We start from the raw sequence: 15619 nt of genomic DNA, 5'->3' as shown, positions 1-15619 counted from the left end.
GATCCGAATTGAATCCGTCACAGGGTTCGACGTTCGTGCCGGTCAATCGGTTCCATGCAATCGCGGCCGGCCTCGCGGGCCGCACTATCCTCTGACGTCATGGAAACGCACGTGGTCGACCATCCTCTGGCAGCTGCACTTCTGACGAGGATGCGAGACGAACGCAGCGACAACGCAGCGTTCCGCTCCGCGTTGCGCAGGCTCACCCAGATGTTGATCTACGAGGCCATCCGGGACGCGCCGGTCGAGGAGTTCGAGGTCACGACCCCGGTCGCTGTCACCACCGGAGTCCGGTTGGCCCGGCCGCCGTTGCTGGTTCCAGTTCTGCGGGCCGGGCTCGGCATGGTTGAGCAGGCGAGTTCGCTGATCCCGCAATCCCAGGTCGGGTTCGTCGGCATGGCCCGTGACGAGGAGACCCATCAGCCGGTTCCGTATCTCGAATCGCTGCCCGCGGACCTGTCCGGTATTCCCGTGTACGTGCTCGACCCGATGCTCGCGACCGGCGGTTCGATGGTGCACACGTTCGACCTGCTCGTCGCGCGTGGCGCCACCGACATCACCGCGGTGTGTGTCGTCGCCGCCCCGCAAGGCGTGGAGGCGCTCGCGAACTCCGGGTATCCGGTGCGCCTCGTGACTGCCACCGTCGACGAGGGGCTCGACGAGAACGCGTTCATCGTGCCGGGCCTCGGTGATGCCGGCGACCGGCAATTCGGCCCGCGCTAGCGGATAAGCAGTCAGAGCGCCTGCGCGAACCGCCGGATGCTCTCGAGTCGCGTAAGTGCCGCGGCCCGGGCGGCCGATAGCGCGGCGCGGCCGGGCACCGGCTCGACCACCTCGAAGTAGCACTTGAGCTTGGGTTCGGTACCGGACGGGCGAACCGTCACGTGGAGATCCCGGCCGGTGAACGTGACCGCGTCCGTGCGCAGCGGCCCGCGTACCTCACTGAGGTCCACCGTCTCCACCGGGCTGCCTGCGATCTCGGCCGGGGGATGCGCGCGGACCCGGTTCATGATGCGGGTGATGTCGGCGAGGTCCTCGACCCGCAGCGATACCTGACCGGTGGCGTGCACGCCGAATTCGACGGCGAGATCGTCGAGTGTGTCGAGCAGCGTGCGGTTCTCGGAAGCGAGCTCGGCTGCCAGATCGGCGACGAGAACGGCCGCGGATATCCCGTCCTTGTCCCGGACGACGTCGGGGTCGGCGCAGTGTCCGACGGCCTCCTCGTAGGCGTAGACCAGGCCGTCCCCGGCTCGTACGAGCCACTTGAATCCGGTGAGAGTCCGCGCGCTGCGGAAGCCGCGAGCGTCCGCGATCTTGCCGAGCAGTGTCGACGACACGATCGTGGTCGCCACGAGCGATCCGGTGGGGGCATGCGCGAGGATCCGCTGACCGAGCAGGGCGCCGGTTTCGTCGCCGGTGAGCATCCGCCAGCCGTCGGGCGCGGGTACGCCGACGGCGCAGCGGTCCGCGTCGGGGTCGAGAGCGATTGCGATGTCGGCATTCACCGCGGCCGCGAGTGCGAGCAGTTCGTCCGGGGTGCCCGGCTCCTCGGGGTTGGGGAACGCGACCGTGGGGAAGTCCGGGTCCGGCACGAACTGCGATGCGACGGTGTGGATGTCGGTGAATCCCGCCGCCCGCAGGGCAGCCACCACGGTTTCCCCACCGACTCCGTGCAGCGGGGTCAGCGCGATCCGGATATCTCGGCGAGTGCCGAAGGGCAGCGTCGCCACTCGGGAGAGGTACTCGTGGAGCAGAGTGTCGTCGATCGGGGTGACCGGGCTGCGTCGAATCTGCGTGATCCGCGCGATCGCGGTCTCGATCTCGCGGTCCGCTGGGGCCGCGAGCGGGGCGCCACCGGACAGATACACCTTGTAGCCGTTGTCGGTGGGCGGATTGTGTGACGCCGTGATCTGGACTCCGGCCACCGCGCCGAGGCGGCGGACTGCGAACGGCACGAGGGGAGTGGGCAACGGACGCGGCAGCAGCGCCACCGCGAATCCTTCGGCGGCAAGAACTTCCGCGGTGGCAACCGCAAACTCGGCGGAACCGTGGCGGGCATCGCGTCCGACGACGACGGTGCCGCCTCCGAGGCAGCGGTCCTGCAGCCACCGTGCGAGCCCGGCCGTCGTGCGTTCGACGACGTCGATGTTGATGCACTCGGGGCCGTCTCCGACCGGACCGCGCAGGCCGGCCGTGCCGAAATGCACCGTGCTCTGGGTGGTCACAGCCGCGACACGAGTTCGCGCAGCAGCTCGCCCATCCGGGCGGCCGACGCCAGTCCGGCGGCGAGGACCTCGGCATGGTCGAGCGGCTCACCGGTGACTCCGGCCGCGAGGTTCGTCACCAGCGAGATTCCGAGGACGCGGGCGCCGAGCGCACGGGCCGCGATGGTCTCGTGGACGGTGGACATCCCGACCAGGTCGGCGCCGAGCGTGCGCAGCATGCGGATCTCGGCGGGGGTCTCGTAGTGCGGTCCCGGCAGGCCCGCGTACACCCCCTCACTCAGGGAGGGGTCGATCGTGCGGGCAAGGCTGCGCAACTGCGGACTGTACGCATCGACCAGGTCCACGAAATCGGCGCCGACGAGGGGTGAGCGTGCGGTGAGGTTGAGGTGGTCGCTGATGAGGACGGGCTCGCCGACACGCATGTCCGCACGGATGCCGCCGGCCGCGTTGGTGAGGATGACGGTCTCCGCTCCGGCCGCGATCGCGGTCCGGACCGGGTGCACCACGCGGGCGAGGTCGTGACCCTCGTAGGCGTGGGCGCGGCCGAGCAGCACCAGGATCGGGGTCTCGCCGACACGCACCGACAGCACCGAGCCGGCATGGCCGGATGCGGATGGGGTCGCGAACCCGGGCAGCTCAGCCATCGGCACCACCCCAACGGGCTCGCCGAGCGCGTCGGCGGCGGCCTGCCAGCCGGAACCGAGGATGACGGCAGCTGCATGCTTTGCGACGCCGGTGCGTTCGGCCAGGATGTCGGAGGCCTGCTGCTCGAGTGTGTGCATGAACGAACACAGTAGTGGTGCCACCAAAAGTTACTCACGGGTAGTAAATGGGTAATATCGCTGACATGCCATACCTGAATCGCCAAGGCGACGTCTTCGTCCTCTACCTCGGTTCCGAGGGCGAGACGGACAACGAGAATCGGTTCCACCCCGACTGGATCGATGCCACCCACGCACTGCTCGACGAGGTCGAGGCGCACGAGGGTCCCGCGGCGCTGGTCACCACCGCGACCGGCAAGTTCTTCACCAACGGGCTCGACACCGACTGGATCTTCGTCAACCTCGACAAGCTGCCCGGGTATCTGGACCGGGTCCACACGATCTTCTCGCGGATCCTGACCTTCCCGATGGCAACCGTCGCGGCGGTGCAGGGCCACGCGTTCGGGGCGGGCGCGATGCTGGCGAGTTCTCACGATTTCCGGGTGATGCGCAGTGACCGTGGCTACTACTGCCTGCCCGAGGTCAACCTGACCATGCCCTTCACCGTGGGCATGTCGACGTTGCTGTCGACGCGGCTGCCCCGGCAGACGGCCGTCGAGGCGATGACGACGGGTCGGCGCTACGGCGGAGCCGATGCGCTCGCTGCCGGAATCGTCGACGACGCCGTCGAGGGCGATCTGGTGCTCGGGGCTGCCGTCGCGCGAGCATCGGCGCTGGTAGCGACCCACGGAGCCAATCTGTCCGGCATCAAGAGCGGGATTCACCGGGATGCGCTGGTGGCACTGGGCACCTTGACCGACGAGAGCAACTTCAAGCTCGGATAGTCGGGCCCCGCTTCGGTGGGGTGACAGACTGGGGACTGTGAATTCAGGGTTCTCGGCTGCAGGCTCGCCGTCCGCACCATCGGCAGCGGCGTCCGCGGCGGTACTCGCCGCGCGGCCCGACTTGGTTGCGCTGTCTCATTCCATCCATGCCGAACCCGAGCTCGCGTTCGAGGAGCACCGCAGCGCGGCCAAGGTTTCCGAGTTGCTTCGCGAACGCGGGTTCGAGGTGCGCTCCGGCATCGCTGATCTGCCGACGGCGTTCGACGCGACCTTCGGCAGTGGCGAGCTGGTGATCGGGATCTGTGCCGAGTACGACGCGCTGCCCGAGATCGGGCATGCGTGCGGGCACAACATCATTGCGGCGGCGGCCGTCGGCGCGGGAGTTGCGCTGGCGCCGCTCGCCGATCAGCTCGGTATCACCGTCCGCGTCATCGGCACGCCTGCGGAGGAAACCGGCGGCGGCAAGGTCCTGATGCTCGAGCGAGGTGCATTCGACGGTGTCGCCGCGGCGCTCATGGTGCATCCGGGCCCGTTCGACATCGTCGGTGCGACCTCGCTGGCGCTCGCGGACATCGCGGTGACCTACACAGGCCGGGAGGCGCATGCCTCGGCTGCACCGGAGTTCGGCCGCAACGCCGCCGACGCCACCACCGTCGCACAGGTGTCTCTGGCGCTGTTGCGTCAGCATCTCGCACCGGGGCAGCAGTTGCATGGCATCGTCAGCGACGGTGGCGCCGCGCCGAACATCGTTCCGGCGCGAACCGAGATGCTGTACTACCTACGCGCGCGGACCGCGGAGTCCCTCGAGGAACTGGCTGCGCGGGCCGAGGCCTGTTTTGCGGCAGGCGCCCTCGCGACCGGCTGCACTCACGCAGTGCGGACGGTGTCACCGACCTACGCGGAACTGAAACCGGACCCGTGGCTGGTCGGCGCCTACCGTGACGAGATCGGCGATCTGGGCCGCACGCCACTGCCCGTGGACCTGGAATCATCACGCCCGCTGGGCAGTACGGACATGGGCAATGTCACCCATGTGCTGCCCGGCATCCACCCGGTCGTCGGCATCGACTCCGGTGGCGCGGTGACCCATCAGCCGGAGTTCGCTGCGGCCAGTGTGAACGAGTCCGCAGATCGGGCCGTTGTCGACGGTGCGATCGCCCTGGCGCGCACCGCGATCCGGGCCGCGCTCGACGAAGATCAGCGGGTGCGCCTGCTCGAGGGGGTGGCTCGACGGTGAACGTCGGGATCGAGAACTGGCTGGCGGATCACGCGATGGACCTGTCGCGTTGGCGACGGCACTTCCATGCAAATCCGGAACTGGCGCGACACGAGTTCGCGACCACCGCGTTCGTCGCGAGCACTCTGTCGGCGGCTGGGATGTCGCCGCTGCTGCTTCCCGGCGGGACGGGCGTGGTCTGCGATATCGGCCCGGGCGGAATGCGAATCGGTCTGCGGGCAGACATGGACGCGCTGCCGATGCACGAGGCGACCGGTGCGCCGTACACGTCGCAGGTTCCCGGCGTCTCGCACGCATGTGGCCACGACGCCCACACCGCGATCCTGCTCGGCACGGCACTCGCGCTGAACTCGTTGCCACAGTTGCCGATCGGGGTGCGGCTGATCTTCCAGCCGGCCGAGGAGGTCATGCCCGGCGGCGCGCTGGACGTCGTCGCCGCGGGCGGTATGCAGGGAGTGTCGAGAATTTTTGCGCTGCACTGCGATCCGCGCCTCGAAGCAGGCAAGGTTGGGGTGCGTGTCGGCGCGATCACCTCGGCCGCCGACACCGTCGAACTCGTGCTCGATTCGCCGGGAGGCCACACGTCCCGTCCGCACCTGACGACCGATCTGGTGTACGCGATCGGTACGGTGATCACCGGGCTGCCCGGGATGCTCAGCCGCCGGATCGATCCGCGCAGCGGCACCGTCATGGTGTGGGGCGCGGTGAGTGCCGGCCAGGCCCCCAACGCGATCCCGCGCAGCGGCATCCTCACCGGCACGGTGCGCACGGGCGACCACGACACGTGGGCACTGCTCGAGCCGACGGTCCGCGAGATCGTGCACGGGCTGCTCGCGCCCACCGGGGTGCGGTACGAGCTCAACTATCGGCGGGGCGTGCCACCCGTTGTCAACGACGAGATCTCCGCGCGCATGTTCGAGGACGCGGTGCGGGCGATCGGCCCGGACGCGCTCGCCGACACGCCGCAGTCGGGCGGCGGCGAGGATTTCTCCTGGTACCTCGAGGAGGCTCCCGGTGCGATGGCGCGGCTGGGGGTGTGGTCCGGTCACGGCGAGCAACTGGATATCCACCAGCCGACGTTCGACATCGACGAGCGGGCTCTGACGACCGGAGTGCGGGTGCTGACGAACCTGGTGCTGCAGACCTGAGCTGCGCCGGACTGCTGAGCCGGGTGGTGAAGGTGGTGGAGGCGGTGAAGGCGCTGAGATTACGGGGTGCCGGGCCCGACATTGCGGCTGTTGCGGGTGCGCAGGCTGCGCACGTAGTCGGCGGGGGCGCCGGCGATCTCCGCGGCGTCGGCCATCACACCGAGGTAGCGAGCGGACGGCAGGCCGCCCTCGTAGGCGTCGAGCACGTACAGCCAGGCCAGCACCGGCCCGTCGGCGGTGTCGACGCGGAGCCGGATCTTGCGATGGATGCCGAGCTCGGAGCCCTCCCAGCGGTCGAGCCGCACCTCGTCCTCGTCGGGCACGTCGTACAGGACGACGAACACCTTGGAGTCAGGGTCCTCGACGACGGTGGCCAGCGCGCCCTCCCAGCCGATGTCGCCGCCGCTGAAGGTCAGCCGCCATCCGTTGAGCCACCCGGTCCCCGCCATCGGCGAGTGCGGGCAGCGCTCGAGCATCTGTTCCGGATGCATGTTGGACCCGTAGGCGGCATAGATCGGCACGGCGGCAAGCCTAATCCGTGTTCACGGGTGGCGGGTAGCGGGAGACCGTCCGGCGCTCGTCCGGGCTCGTTCGGCGCCGATGTAGACGTCGACGGGGGACCTTCGCCCGCGTGGTCCCGGTCACTGGAATAGCGTTGTCATCGGGCCTGCTGGAGATCCCGGCGGGCGCGGCGAGCTTGGAGGACGAATGAGCCGGATTGTGATCATCGGTGGCGGACCTGCCGGATACGAGGCAGCGCTGGTAGCCGCACAACACGGCGCTTCCGTGTCTCTGGTCGATTCCGACGGCATCGGTGGTGCGTGTGTCCTGTTCGACTGTGTGCCGTCGAAGACGTTCATCGCCTCGACCGGCATCCGCACCGACATGCGCCGCGCCACCGACCTGGGCATTTCTCTCGATCCGGCCGGCGCGTCGATCTCGCTGCCGCAGATCAACTCCCGGGTCAAGAACCTCGCTCAGGTCCAGTCGTCCGACATCCGCACCCGCCTGCAGAGCGTCGGCGTCCAGCTTCTGTCGGGTACGGCCGAACTGATCGACCCGCAGGTCGGCATGGCTGCGCACCAGGTCCGCGCGACCCTGGCCACCGGCGAGGAGAAGGTTCTCGAAGCCGACGTCGTCCTCATCGCCACCGGCGCCAGCCCCCGTGTGCTGCCGGGCGCGGTGCCGGACGGAGAGCGGATCCTCACGTGGCGCCACCTGTACGACCTCGAGGAGTTGCCTTCGCATCTGGTGGTCGTCGGTTCCGGTGTCACGGGCGCCGAGTTCGTGTCCGCGTACACGGAGATGGGCGTCAAGGTCACGCTGGTGTCCAGCCGTGACCGCGTCATGCCGCACGAGGACGCCGATGCTGCGCTGGTTCTCGAGGACGTCCTCGCGGAGCGCGGCGTGACGCTCGTCAAGCACGCACGGGCCGATGCCGTCGAGCGCACCGAGGACGGCGTTGTCGTCAAGCTCTCGGACGGCCGAACCGTGTCCGGCAGCCATGCCCTGATGGCGGTCGGCTCTACCCCCAACACCGGCGGTCTCGGCCTCGAGAAGGTCGGCATCGAGTTGGACAAGGGTGGGTACCTGCGCGTCGACCGCGTCTCCCGCACCTCCGTATCGGGTGTTTATGCCGCCGGTGACTGCACCGGCCTCCTGCCGCTCGCCTCGGTTGCGGCGATGCAGGGCCGGATCGCGATGTACCACGCGCTCGGTGAGGGCGTGAGCCCGATCAAGCTCAAGACCGTCGCTTCGGCGGTGTTCACTCGCCCCGAGATCGCCAACGTCGGCGTCAGCCAGGCCGCGATCGATAACGGCGAGGTCCCCGCCCGCACCGTCATGCTGCCGCTCAGCACCAACCCGCGAGCCAAGATGTCCGGTCTGCGTCGCGGTTTCGTGAAGATCTTCTGCCGGCCCGCGACCGGTGTGGTCATCGGTGGTGTCGTGGTCGCGGCGACGGCGTCCGAGTTGATCCTGCCGATCGCGATCGCCGTCCAGAACAACCTCACTGTCAACGATCTGGCGCAGACATTCTCGGTGTACCCGTCGCTGTCGGGGTCCATCACCGAGGCCTCACGGCAGCTCATGCGGCACGACGACCTGGACTGATCCATTCGCTCACCACCATGTGGGATGTCAGTTTCACATGGTGGTGAGAGCTGTGGGATGATCCGATAGGTGGGTCGAGAACCATCGGCCTACCGCATCGCTCTCCGCCACGAGGATCCGTCGGCGACCTGGGTGTTCCTGCCTTCGTCCTTCGCCGTCGTGCGCGACGGCAGTTCCTCGACTGCGGAGTTGTCTCCATGCCATTCGATTCGTTTCCCGGTTCCTCCCTCGCGCTGTCCACACGCATGGCGGGCCTGCACAGTTCGGCCATCCGTGACCTGCTGACGCTCACCTCTCGTCCGGAGGTCGTCAGTCTCGCCGGCGGGCTTCCGGCAACGGAGATGATTCCCGCCGAACGTATTTCGCAGGCCGCGACGCGAGCGCTGCAGGATCCGCGGGCGGTCCAGTACGGCGAGACGCCGGGCTGGGCGCCATTACGTGAGACCGTCGCGGCGTGGGAGTGCGAACGCATCGGGCGACGGGTGGAGACGGACGAGGTGGTGGTGACGCACGGCTCGCAGCAGGCGCTCAGCCTGCTCGCGCAGGTGCTCCTCGATCCCGGCGAAGCCGTCGTCGTCGAGGACCCCGGCTATACCGGTGCGCTCCAAGTGTTCCGCGCCGCGCAGGCCCAGTTGGTGCCCGTCGCGCTCGACGAGAACGGCATGGACACTGCAGCGCTCGAGCGGGTGCTCGCGTCCGGTCTGCGGCCCAAACTCGTCCACACGGTCAGTAACTTCCACAACCCTCGCGGCGTGGTGCTTTCGGCACCGCGACGTGCGCACCTCGCGCACCTCGCAGACCGGTACGGCTTCTGGATCATCGAGGACGATCCGTACGGCGAGCTGTGGTTCGGTACGCCCGCGCCCGTGCCCGTCGCGGCCCATTCCGACCGCGTCATCCGGTTGTCGAGTGCATCGAAGGTACTGGCGCCGGCACTGCGGGTGGGCTGGCTGCACGGCGACCGGCGAGTGTGCGAGGCCGTCGAACTACTCAAGCAAGGCGCGGACCTGTGCGGATCGTCGCTCACCCAGCAGATCGCGGCGGAACTGCTCGGGGACCGCCCATGGTTGAGCGGGCATCTGGACACCATCCGGACGGTGTATTCGGGCCGGGCCCGGGCGCTTCTCGGGGCGCTCGAGGGTGCGTTCGGTGACCGCATCGCGCAGGCATCCGTGCACGGCGGCATGTTCTGCTGGATCGAGTTCACGGATGGGACCGACACGGCGGTACTACTCGAGGCTGCGGTGGGGCGCGGCGTCGCCTTCGTGCCGGGCTCGGCATTCGCACTCGGCAGCGGGCATGCGCACGGCGCCCGGCTGTGTTTCGCGACCAATTCCGCGCAGACTCTGAACGAGGCCGTGGCGCGACTCGCGGCGGCGCACCGAGCTCTGGGCTGAGACGGAGTGTGTAGCGCCGGGGGTGCGGGGATGGTGTGGATCCCGCCGCATGGCCACCGTCTACGATCTGCTGTAGTAGTAGACGAGTTCCGGGGGTGGAATCCATGCCGGTCGATACGGCCTTGGCCCAATACAGTGATTACGCGTTCGCGTCAGCGTTTGCGATCTACATTCTTGCGCTTGTTCTTTCGGTGTTCGATTTCGCGGGAGCGTCGGTCCGGAATCGCGTTGCAGCCGACGTTCGCGCGCGGGTGTCCGTAGGAGCGGGAGGTCCGGCTTCCGTCGAGCCGCCCGTTGCGGGAACGACGCCGGGGCGGCGGCCCTGGAGTGAACGGGCCGGGCGGGCGGCGGTCGCCGTGACGATCGTCGCGGCTGCGCTCAACATAGCGGCAATCGTGCTGCGAGGTCTGGCCACGAGCCGCTGGCCCCTCGGCAACCTCTACGAGTATGCGTTGTTCCTGTGCGCGGCCACGGTCATCTGCTGGCTGGTGGCATTGCGTCGGTTCCCTATCCGCACCTTGACGGTGTTCGTCCTGGCGCCGGTGGTCATTCTGCTCTTCGTCGCCGCTGCGGCGATGTATGCCGACGCGGCTCCGGTGGTGCCGGCGTTGCGGTCCTACTGGATAGCCATCCACGTCACGGTCATCGTCACGGCATCCGGCATCTTGACCTTCGCCAGCACCGCGAGCCTCCTTCACGTACTCGCGGTCCGAGGCAACGGGAGTGCTCACCGGCCGATTGCGTGGATCGCTGCGCGCCTGCCCGAGGCGAGCCTGCTCGACCGGGTCGCGTACCGCACCACGATCATCGGGTTCCCGCTCTACACGATCGGGATCATCTGCGGCGCGATCTGGGCCGAAGCCGCCTGGGGCCGATTCTGGGGGTGGGACCCGAAGGAAACGGTCTCCTTCATCGCCTGGGTGCTCTATGCCGCTTACCTGCACGCCCGTTCCACCAGTGGCTGGCGCAGTCTGCGGGCCTCGTGGATCAACGTGGCCGCGTTGGCGACGACCTTGTTCAACATGTTCGCCATCAACTTCGTCGTTTCCGGGCTTCACTCCTACGCCGGACTGAACTGACTCGTACCCCGGGTCAGTCCTCCCACCCGTAGGTGCGTTCGACGGCTTTGTTCCATCCGCTGTAGAGACGGTCGCATTCGGCCTCGTCCATGGCCGGCTGCCACGTCTTGTCCTCGGCCCAGTTGCTGCGGATCTCGTCCTCACTCTTCCAGAAGCCGACCGCCAGGCCCGCGGCGTAAGCGGCGCCGAGTGCGGTCGTCTCGTTCACGACGGGGCGGGTGACCGGAACACCGAGGATGTCGGACTGGAACTGCATGAGCGTCTCGTTGACGACCATGCCACCGTCGACCTTGAGCGAGCTGAGCTCGACGCCGGAGTCGGCCCGCATTGCCTCGATGACCTCGCGGGTCTGGTAGGCGGTCGCCTCGAGTGCAGCTCGGGCGAGGTGGCCCTTGTTGACGAACCGGGTCAGCCCGGCGATGACGCCGCGCGCGTCGGGCCGCCACCGTGGTGCGAACAGACCGGAGAAGGCCGGGACGAAATACGCGCCACCGTTGTCGTCCACCGTCTTGGCAAGCGGTTCGATATCCTTGGCGGACTGGATGATTCCGAGGTTGTCGCGCAACCACTGCACCAGCGAGCCGGTGACTGCCACCGAGCCCTCGAGGGCGTAGACCGCCGGTTTGCCGCCAAGTTTGTAGCAGACAGTGGTGAGCAGTCCGTGGTCGCTCTGTACCGCCGTCGTTCCGGTGTTGAGCAACAAGAAGTTTCCGGTGCCGTAGGTGTTCTTGGCCTCGCCGACGGACAGGCACGCCTGTCCGAAGGTCGCGGCCTGCTGATCGCCGAGGATCCCGGCTATCGGAATACCCGCCGAGATTCCGGGCAGCATGAGGTCGCCGTATACCTCCGATGAACTGCGGATCTCGGGCAGCATCGACATCGGGACTCCGATTGCGTCGCAGATGTCCGGGTCCCAGTCGAGGGTTTCGAGGTTCATCAGCAGCGTGCGGGACGCGTTGGTGACGTCGGTGATATGCCGGCCGCCGGTGAGGTTCCAGATGAGCCAGGAATCGATCGTGCCGAAGCACAGTTTTCCGGCCTCGGCGCGCTCGCGGGCGCCGTCGACATTGTCCAGGATCCACCGGATCTTGGGGCCGGAGAAGTACGTGGACAACGGCAGCCCGGTGGCTGCGCGGAACCGGCCGCGTCCCTCGTCGCCGCCGATCTCGGCGCACAGGTGATCTGTCCGAGTGTCCTGCCACACGATCGCGTTGTAGACGGGCTTGCCGGTCTCTCGGTCCCACACCACTGTGGTCTCGCGTTGGTTCGTGATGCCGACCGCGGCGATGTCCCCGGCCGTCAGATTCGTCTTCGCCAGCACCGCGCCCACCATCTCTCGGGTGTTGCTCCAGAGCTGGTCAGGATCGTGCTCAACCCAGCCTGGTTGCGGGAAGATCTGGTTGTGTTCCTTCTGCGCGACGCCGACCACCTGACCGCCGTGGTCGAAGATCATGCACCGGCTCGACGTGGTGCCCTGATCGATGGCGGCGATGTACTCAGTCACAGGCGTCCTCGTCTCTCGGCGGTGTGGGCACGAAGCTACTAGCCTGGAGTGAGATTCGTCGACAAGCCACGGGAGCCCGAGTTGGACAAGCAGCCTGGTGTGCAATTCCTGGGTCCGCGACAGCGGGAGCAGGCCTGGGAGAAGTTGGGGACCGAGCAGTTCGACGTTGTCGTCATCGGTGGCGGCGTCGTAGGCGTGGGCGCTGCGCTGGACGCCGCGACGCGTGGACTGAGGGTCGCGCTGGTGGAGGCGCGGGATTTCGCGTCCGGCACGTCGTCTCGCTCCTCGAAGATGTTCCACGGTGGGCTCCGCTACCTCGAGCAGCTAGAGGTCGGATTGGTCTCCGAGGCGCTGCACGAGCGCGAACTGTCGATGTCGACGCTCGCGCCGCACCTGGTCAAGCCGCTGAAATTCCTTTTCCCCCTGACGCATCGGGTGTGGGAGCGGCCCTATATGGCGGCGGGATTCCTGCTCTACGACCGGATGGGCGGTTCGAAGTCCGTTCCAGCGCAGAAGCACCTCACCAGGGCCGGTGCACTGCGGATGGCGCCGGGGCTCAAGCGGCATTCGCTCGTCGGCGGAATCCGGTACTACGACACCGTCGTCGACGACGCCCGCCACACCATGACCGTCGCGCGGACCGCTGCGCACTACGGAGCAGTCGTGCGCACATCTACCCAGGTGGTGGGATTCCTGCGGGAGGCCGACCGGGTGTCGGGCGTGCGGGTCCGGGACTCCGAGACCGGCGCGACCACCGAGGTGAAGGGACACGTCGTCATCAACGCGACGGGTGTGTGGACCGATGAGATCCAGGCACTGTCCCGCCAGCGAGGGCGTTTCCGGGTCCGCGCGTCGAAGGGCGTCCACATTGTGGTTCCCCGTGATCGGATCGTCAGCGACGCCGCGATCATCCTGCGCACCGAAAAGTCGGTGCTGTTCGTCATCCCGTGGGGCGGTCACTGGATCATCGGCACCACCGACACCGACTGGAACCTCGACCTCGCGCATCCGGCCGCGACCAAGGCCGACATCGACTACATCCTCGGCCACGTCAACAAGGTCCTGGTCACCCCGCTCACACACGACGACATCGACGGCGTCTACGCCGGTCTGCGCCCGCTGCTGGCGGGCGAGAGCGACGAGACGTCGAAGCTCTCGCGCGAGCACGCTGTCGCACGGGTCGCGCCGGGTCTGGTCGCGATCGCGGGCGGCAAGTACACCACATACCGGGTGATGGGGATGGACGCCGTCGACCTCGCATCGGAGGACATCCCGGCCCGCGTCGCGCCGTCGATCACCGAGAAGGTGCCGCTGGTCGGCGCCGATGGGTACTTCGCACTCGTCAATCAGGCGGTGCAGTTAGGTGAGGCGCACGGTCTGCACCCGTATCGCGTCAAGCACCTGCTGGACCGTTACGGCTCGCTGATCGGCGAGGTCCTCGATTTGGCGAAGGACAGCCCCGAGTTGCTGCAACCGATTACCGATGCCCCCGACTACCTGCAGGTGGAGGCCGTGTACGCGGCCGCCGCCGAGGGCGCGCTGCATCTCGAGGACGTCCTCGCGCGGCGCACCCGGATCTCGATCGAGTACTCGCACCGCGGTGTGAACTGTGCCGAGCAGGTGGCCGAACTGGTTGCACCGGTCCTGGGCTGGGACCGTGCGATGATCGACCGGGAGGTCGAGACCTTCCGCGCCCGAGTCGAGGCGGAGGTGATGTCGCAGGCGCAGCCGGACGACTTGTCCGCGGACGCGCTGCGGGCGGCCGCACCGGAGGCCAGATCGGAGATTCTGGAACCGGTTCCGGGTGCGGTCTCTAGTGAGTCAGCACGACCTTGAGGATGACGATCGCCGTGGCGCCGACCGCCAGTGCCGCTGCGGCGATCAGCGTGTTACCCGAGGGGCGTTCGCCCCGTAGACGAGTGATGACGAACACCATCGACGCGATCCGGACCAGGATCGCGACCTCGGCGATCACCTGAGCGGTGAACGGCTCGAGCCACCCGAGGACTGCGGTCGTGAGCACGATGATCGGGACGACCGCCGAGCTGAGTACCGGCACCGAGTCGCGCAGTTCGGTCAGCCGTTCGGCGGTCGTCAGCTGGCGGCCCGAGCGGACCGACTTACCCACCCCTTCGGCGAACGCGTGCGCGATGAACGTCGACAGTGCGGTGCCGGCAACCACAGCGATGGTTCGGGAGTCGCTGCGGGAGACGGTTTCCGGAATCAGCACGGCCAGAATCAGGATGTTGCCGTACACGTAGGCGCTGATCCGGCTCGCAGCGTTGTCTCTGTCGAGTGGCACCGAACGACTCAGTAGGGGCCGGTGCATCAATGAGTGGAGATCCGATTCCATGGGACAGAGCGTTGCACAATCAGCTCATGGGCGGGACATAGTGGCTCGGGTCGTCGCGGTGTTCGAGGGGCGGCAGATTGCGTGCCGGTGTGTGCACCAGCGGCGCATCGGCCGGCACGCGTCCACTGGCCCGGTCCATGCCGCTGCGCGCGCGGGGATGTTTGCGCAGGCGGGTCGGCACCAGACGGAAGACGGCGTTGACGAGGCGGCCGACCCTGCGGTGCACCCACGCGTCGACCGGACGCCACCGGAAGCCGAGGAGATCGCGGACCGGCTGGTCGTAGAGCCCGATGGTGAGCCACACGAAGCCCTTCGACACCGGTATCCGGGCGATGCGCCAGATCGGTTCGGGCAACCACATGAGGAACGGGGGCCGGCCGATATCCGACAGATCGAGCACGTCGCGGGCGGCCTTGTTGTCCTCGAGGACGTTGCGGCACATATGATCCCAATAGTGCTGGAAGTCCTCCCAGGTTTCGGGGACCGGACGCATACTCATCCCGTAGAGCCGGTACCACTGGATGTGCTCGGTGAACAGTTGTCGCTTCTGGGCCTCCGTGATGCCGCCGGCGAAGTGGTCGGCGGCCAGGATCGTGCCCATGAAGAAAGTGGCATGCGCCCAGTAGAACGTCTCCGGATCGAGTGCGTGATAGCGACGGCCCTTCGCGTCGACGCCCTTGATGCCCCGGTGGTAGTCGCGGACCTCCTCGGCCGTCATCCGTGCGCGGTCGCCGTCGAACACCACACCGCCGATCGGGTACAGCGAGCGGAAGAGCCGCTCCCACCGCTCCTCGAAGAACCTGGAGTGCTGCTCGACGCCCGCGCCGAGGCCGGGATGCATGTTCTGCATCGACCCGGCCCACAGCCCCTGGAGCATGCCGCGCCAGTCGCCGAAGTAGCGCCAGGTCAGCGAGTCGGGTCCGAGCGGTATCGGTGCCGACGTATCCGAACGGGTCATGAGGGCCGCCTTCCGGATGCAATTGACTACACCCGTTGTCAGATTAGGATCGGGCTGGTA

14 protein-coding genes are annotated in these 15619 nt (G+C 67.8%); 8 read left to right on the top strand and 6 right to left on the bottom strand.

Annotated features, from left to right (window positions below; genetic code table 11):
* The first annotated feature begins 99 nt into the window (after positions 1-99).
* A complete protein-coding gene (upp, locus tag ERC79_RS05135; RefSeq protein ID WP_131576315.1) occupies positions 100-723 on the top strand; it encodes a uracil phosphoribosyltransferase in 624 nt (207 codons plus the stop codon).
* An 11-nt stretch (positions 724-734) separates the two neighbouring features.
* On the opposite strand, the gene ERC79_RS05130 is transcribed toward upp, so the two are convergent.
* Both ERC79_RS05130 and ERC79_RS05125 read right to left on the bottom strand, forming a co-directional pair.
* Positions 735-2225: a phospho-sugar mutase gene (locus tag ERC79_RS05130; protein WP_131576314.1), complete on the bottom strand. Its 1491-nt coding sequence runs from the start codon at positions 2223-2225 to the stop codon at positions 735-737.
* Positions 2222-3007, bottom strand: coding sequence for a purine-nucleoside phosphorylase (locus ERC79_RS05125; RefSeq protein WP_131576312.1), 786 nt, complete (start codon positions 3005-3007; stop codon positions 2222-2224). The genes ERC79_RS05130 and ERC79_RS05125 overlap by 4 nt, the downstream gene beginning before the upstream one ends.
* A gap of 65 nt (positions 3008-3072) precedes the next feature.
* On the opposite strand from ERC79_RS05125, the gene ERC79_RS05120 reads away from it, so the two are divergent.
* From ERC79_RS05120 to ERC79_RS05110, 3 genes are all read left to right on the top strand, one after another.
* Entirely contained in the window at positions 3073-3771 is a 699-nt protein-coding gene (locus tag ERC79_RS05120; protein ID WP_131576311.1) for an enoyl-CoA hydratase/isomerase family protein, read from the top strand.
* 121 nt (positions 3772-3892) lie between these two features.
* Positions 3893-5008 carry a M20 family metallopeptidase gene (locus ERC79_RS05115; RefSeq protein ID WP_242676847.1) on the top strand — a complete coding sequence of 372 codons (1116 nt, stop codon included), beginning with the start codon at positions 3893-3895 and terminating at the stop codon, positions 5006-5008.
* A complete protein-coding gene (locus ERC79_RS05110; RefSeq protein ID WP_131576307.1) occupies positions 5005-6156 on the top strand; it encodes a M20 family metallopeptidase in 1152 nt (383 codons plus the stop codon). The genes ERC79_RS05115 and ERC79_RS05110 overlap by 4 nt, the downstream gene beginning before the upstream one ends.
* A 59-nt stretch (positions 6157-6215) precedes the next feature.
* On the opposite strand, the gene ERC79_RS05105 is transcribed toward ERC79_RS05110, so the two are convergent.
* Positions 6216-6677 carry a gamma-glutamylcyclotransferase gene (locus tag ERC79_RS05105; RefSeq protein ID WP_131576305.1) on the bottom strand — a complete coding sequence of 154 codons (462 nt, stop codon included), beginning with the start codon at positions 6675-6677 and terminating at the stop codon, positions 6216-6218.
* Positions 6678-6864: 187 nt separating this feature from the next.
* Between ERC79_RS05105 and ERC79_RS05100 the strand changes: the two genes are divergently transcribed.
* The 3 genes from ERC79_RS05100 to ccsB all read left to right on the top strand — a co-directional run bounded on the left by ERC79_RS05100 (position 6865) and on the right by ccsB (position 10744).
* Positions 6865-8268 carry an NAD(P)H-quinone dehydrogenase gene (locus ERC79_RS05100; protein ID WP_131576303.1) on the top strand — a complete coding sequence of 468 codons (1404 nt, stop codon included), beginning with the start codon at positions 6865-6867 and terminating at the stop codon, positions 8266-8268.
* Between the two features lie 197 nt (positions 8269-8465).
* Complete coding sequence (locus ERC79_RS05095; RefSeq protein WP_242676749.1) at positions 8466-9665, top strand: PLP-dependent aminotransferase family protein; 1200 nt, start codon at positions 8466-8468, stop codon at positions 9663-9665.
* Between the two features lie 104 nt (positions 9666-9769).
* Entirely contained in the window at positions 9770-10744 is a 975-nt protein-coding gene (gene ccsB / locus ERC79_RS05090) for a c-type cytochrome biogenesis protein CcsB (RefSeq protein WP_131576301.1), read from the top strand.
* Positions 10745-10757: 13 nt separating this feature from the next.
* On the opposite strand, the gene glpK is transcribed toward ccsB, so the two are convergent.
* The gene (gene glpK / locus ERC79_RS05085; RefSeq protein WP_131576299.1) at positions 10758-12248 is read right to left on the bottom strand and encodes a glycerol kinase GlpK; all 1491 of its coding nucleotides are present in this window, start codon (positions 12246-12248) and stop codon (positions 10758-10760) included.
* Between the two features lie 81 nt (positions 12249-12329).
* Between glpK and ERC79_RS05080 the strand changes: the two genes are divergently transcribed.
* Positions 12330-14084, top strand: a complete 1755-nt coding sequence (locus tag ERC79_RS05080) for a glycerol-3-phosphate dehydrogenase/oxidase (RefSeq protein WP_131576297.1) — start codon at positions 12330-12332, stop codon at positions 14082-14084.
* Here the strand turns inward: ERC79_RS05080 and ERC79_RS05075 are convergent.
* Both ERC79_RS05075 and ERC79_RS05070 read right to left on the bottom strand, forming a co-directional pair.
* On the bottom strand, positions 14062-14601 hold the full coding sequence (locus tag ERC79_RS05075; RefSeq protein ID WP_131576295.1) for a hypothetical protein: 540 nt from the start codon (positions 14599-14601) through the stop codon (positions 14062-14064). The genes ERC79_RS05080 and ERC79_RS05075 overlap by 23 nt on opposite strands.
* Positions 14602-14620: 19 nt before the next feature.
* Positions 14621-15559, bottom strand: coding sequence for an oxygenase MpaB family protein (locus ERC79_RS05070; protein WP_131576293.1), 939 nt, complete (start codon positions 15557-15559; stop codon positions 14621-14623).
* Between the last annotated feature and the right edge of the window lie 60 nt (positions 15560-15619).

Source organism: Rhodococcus sp. ABRD24, from assembly GCF_004328705.1.
Lineage (GTDB): Bacteria > Actinomycetota > Actinomycetes > Mycobacteriales > Mycobacteriaceae > Prescottella.
Note: the sequence above shows the minus strand (reverse complement) of the source record. Positions and strands in the feature narration are given on the sequence as shown.

What these genes read in the sequence shown, in the direction of transcription:
- upp (WP_131576315.1), top strand. Translation starts at nt 100, where the DNA reads ATGGAAACGCACGTGGTCGACCATCCTCTGGCAGCTGCACTTCTGACG.
- ERC79_RS05125 (WP_131576312.1), bottom strand. Translation starts at nt 3,007, where the DNA reads ATGCACACACTCGAGCAGCAGGCCTCCGACATCCTGGCCGAACGCACC.
- ERC79_RS05120 (WP_131576311.1), top strand. Translation starts at nt 3,073, where the DNA reads ATGCCATACCTGAATCGCCAAGGCGACGTCTTCGTCCTCTACCTCGGT.
- ERC79_RS05100 (WP_131576303.1), top strand. Translation starts at nt 6,865, where the DNA reads ATGAGCCGGATTGTGATCATCGGTGGCGGACCTGCCGGATACGAGGCA.
- ERC79_RS05095 (WP_242676749.1), top strand. Translation starts at nt 8,466, where the DNA reads ATGCCATTCGATTCGTTTCCCGGTTCCTCCCTCGCGCTGTCCACACGC.
- ccsB (WP_131576301.1), top strand. Translation starts at nt 9,770, where the DNA reads ATGCCGGTCGATACGGCCTTGGCCCAATACAGTGATTACGCGTTCGCG.
- ERC79_RS05075 (WP_131576295.1), bottom strand. Translation starts at nt 14,601, where the DNA reads ATGGAATCGGATCTCCACTCATTGATGCACCGGCCCCTACTGAGTCGT.
- ERC79_RS05070 (WP_131576293.1), bottom strand. Translation starts at nt 15,559, where the DNA reads ATGACCCGTTCGGATACGTCGGCACCGATACCGCTCGGACCCGACTCG.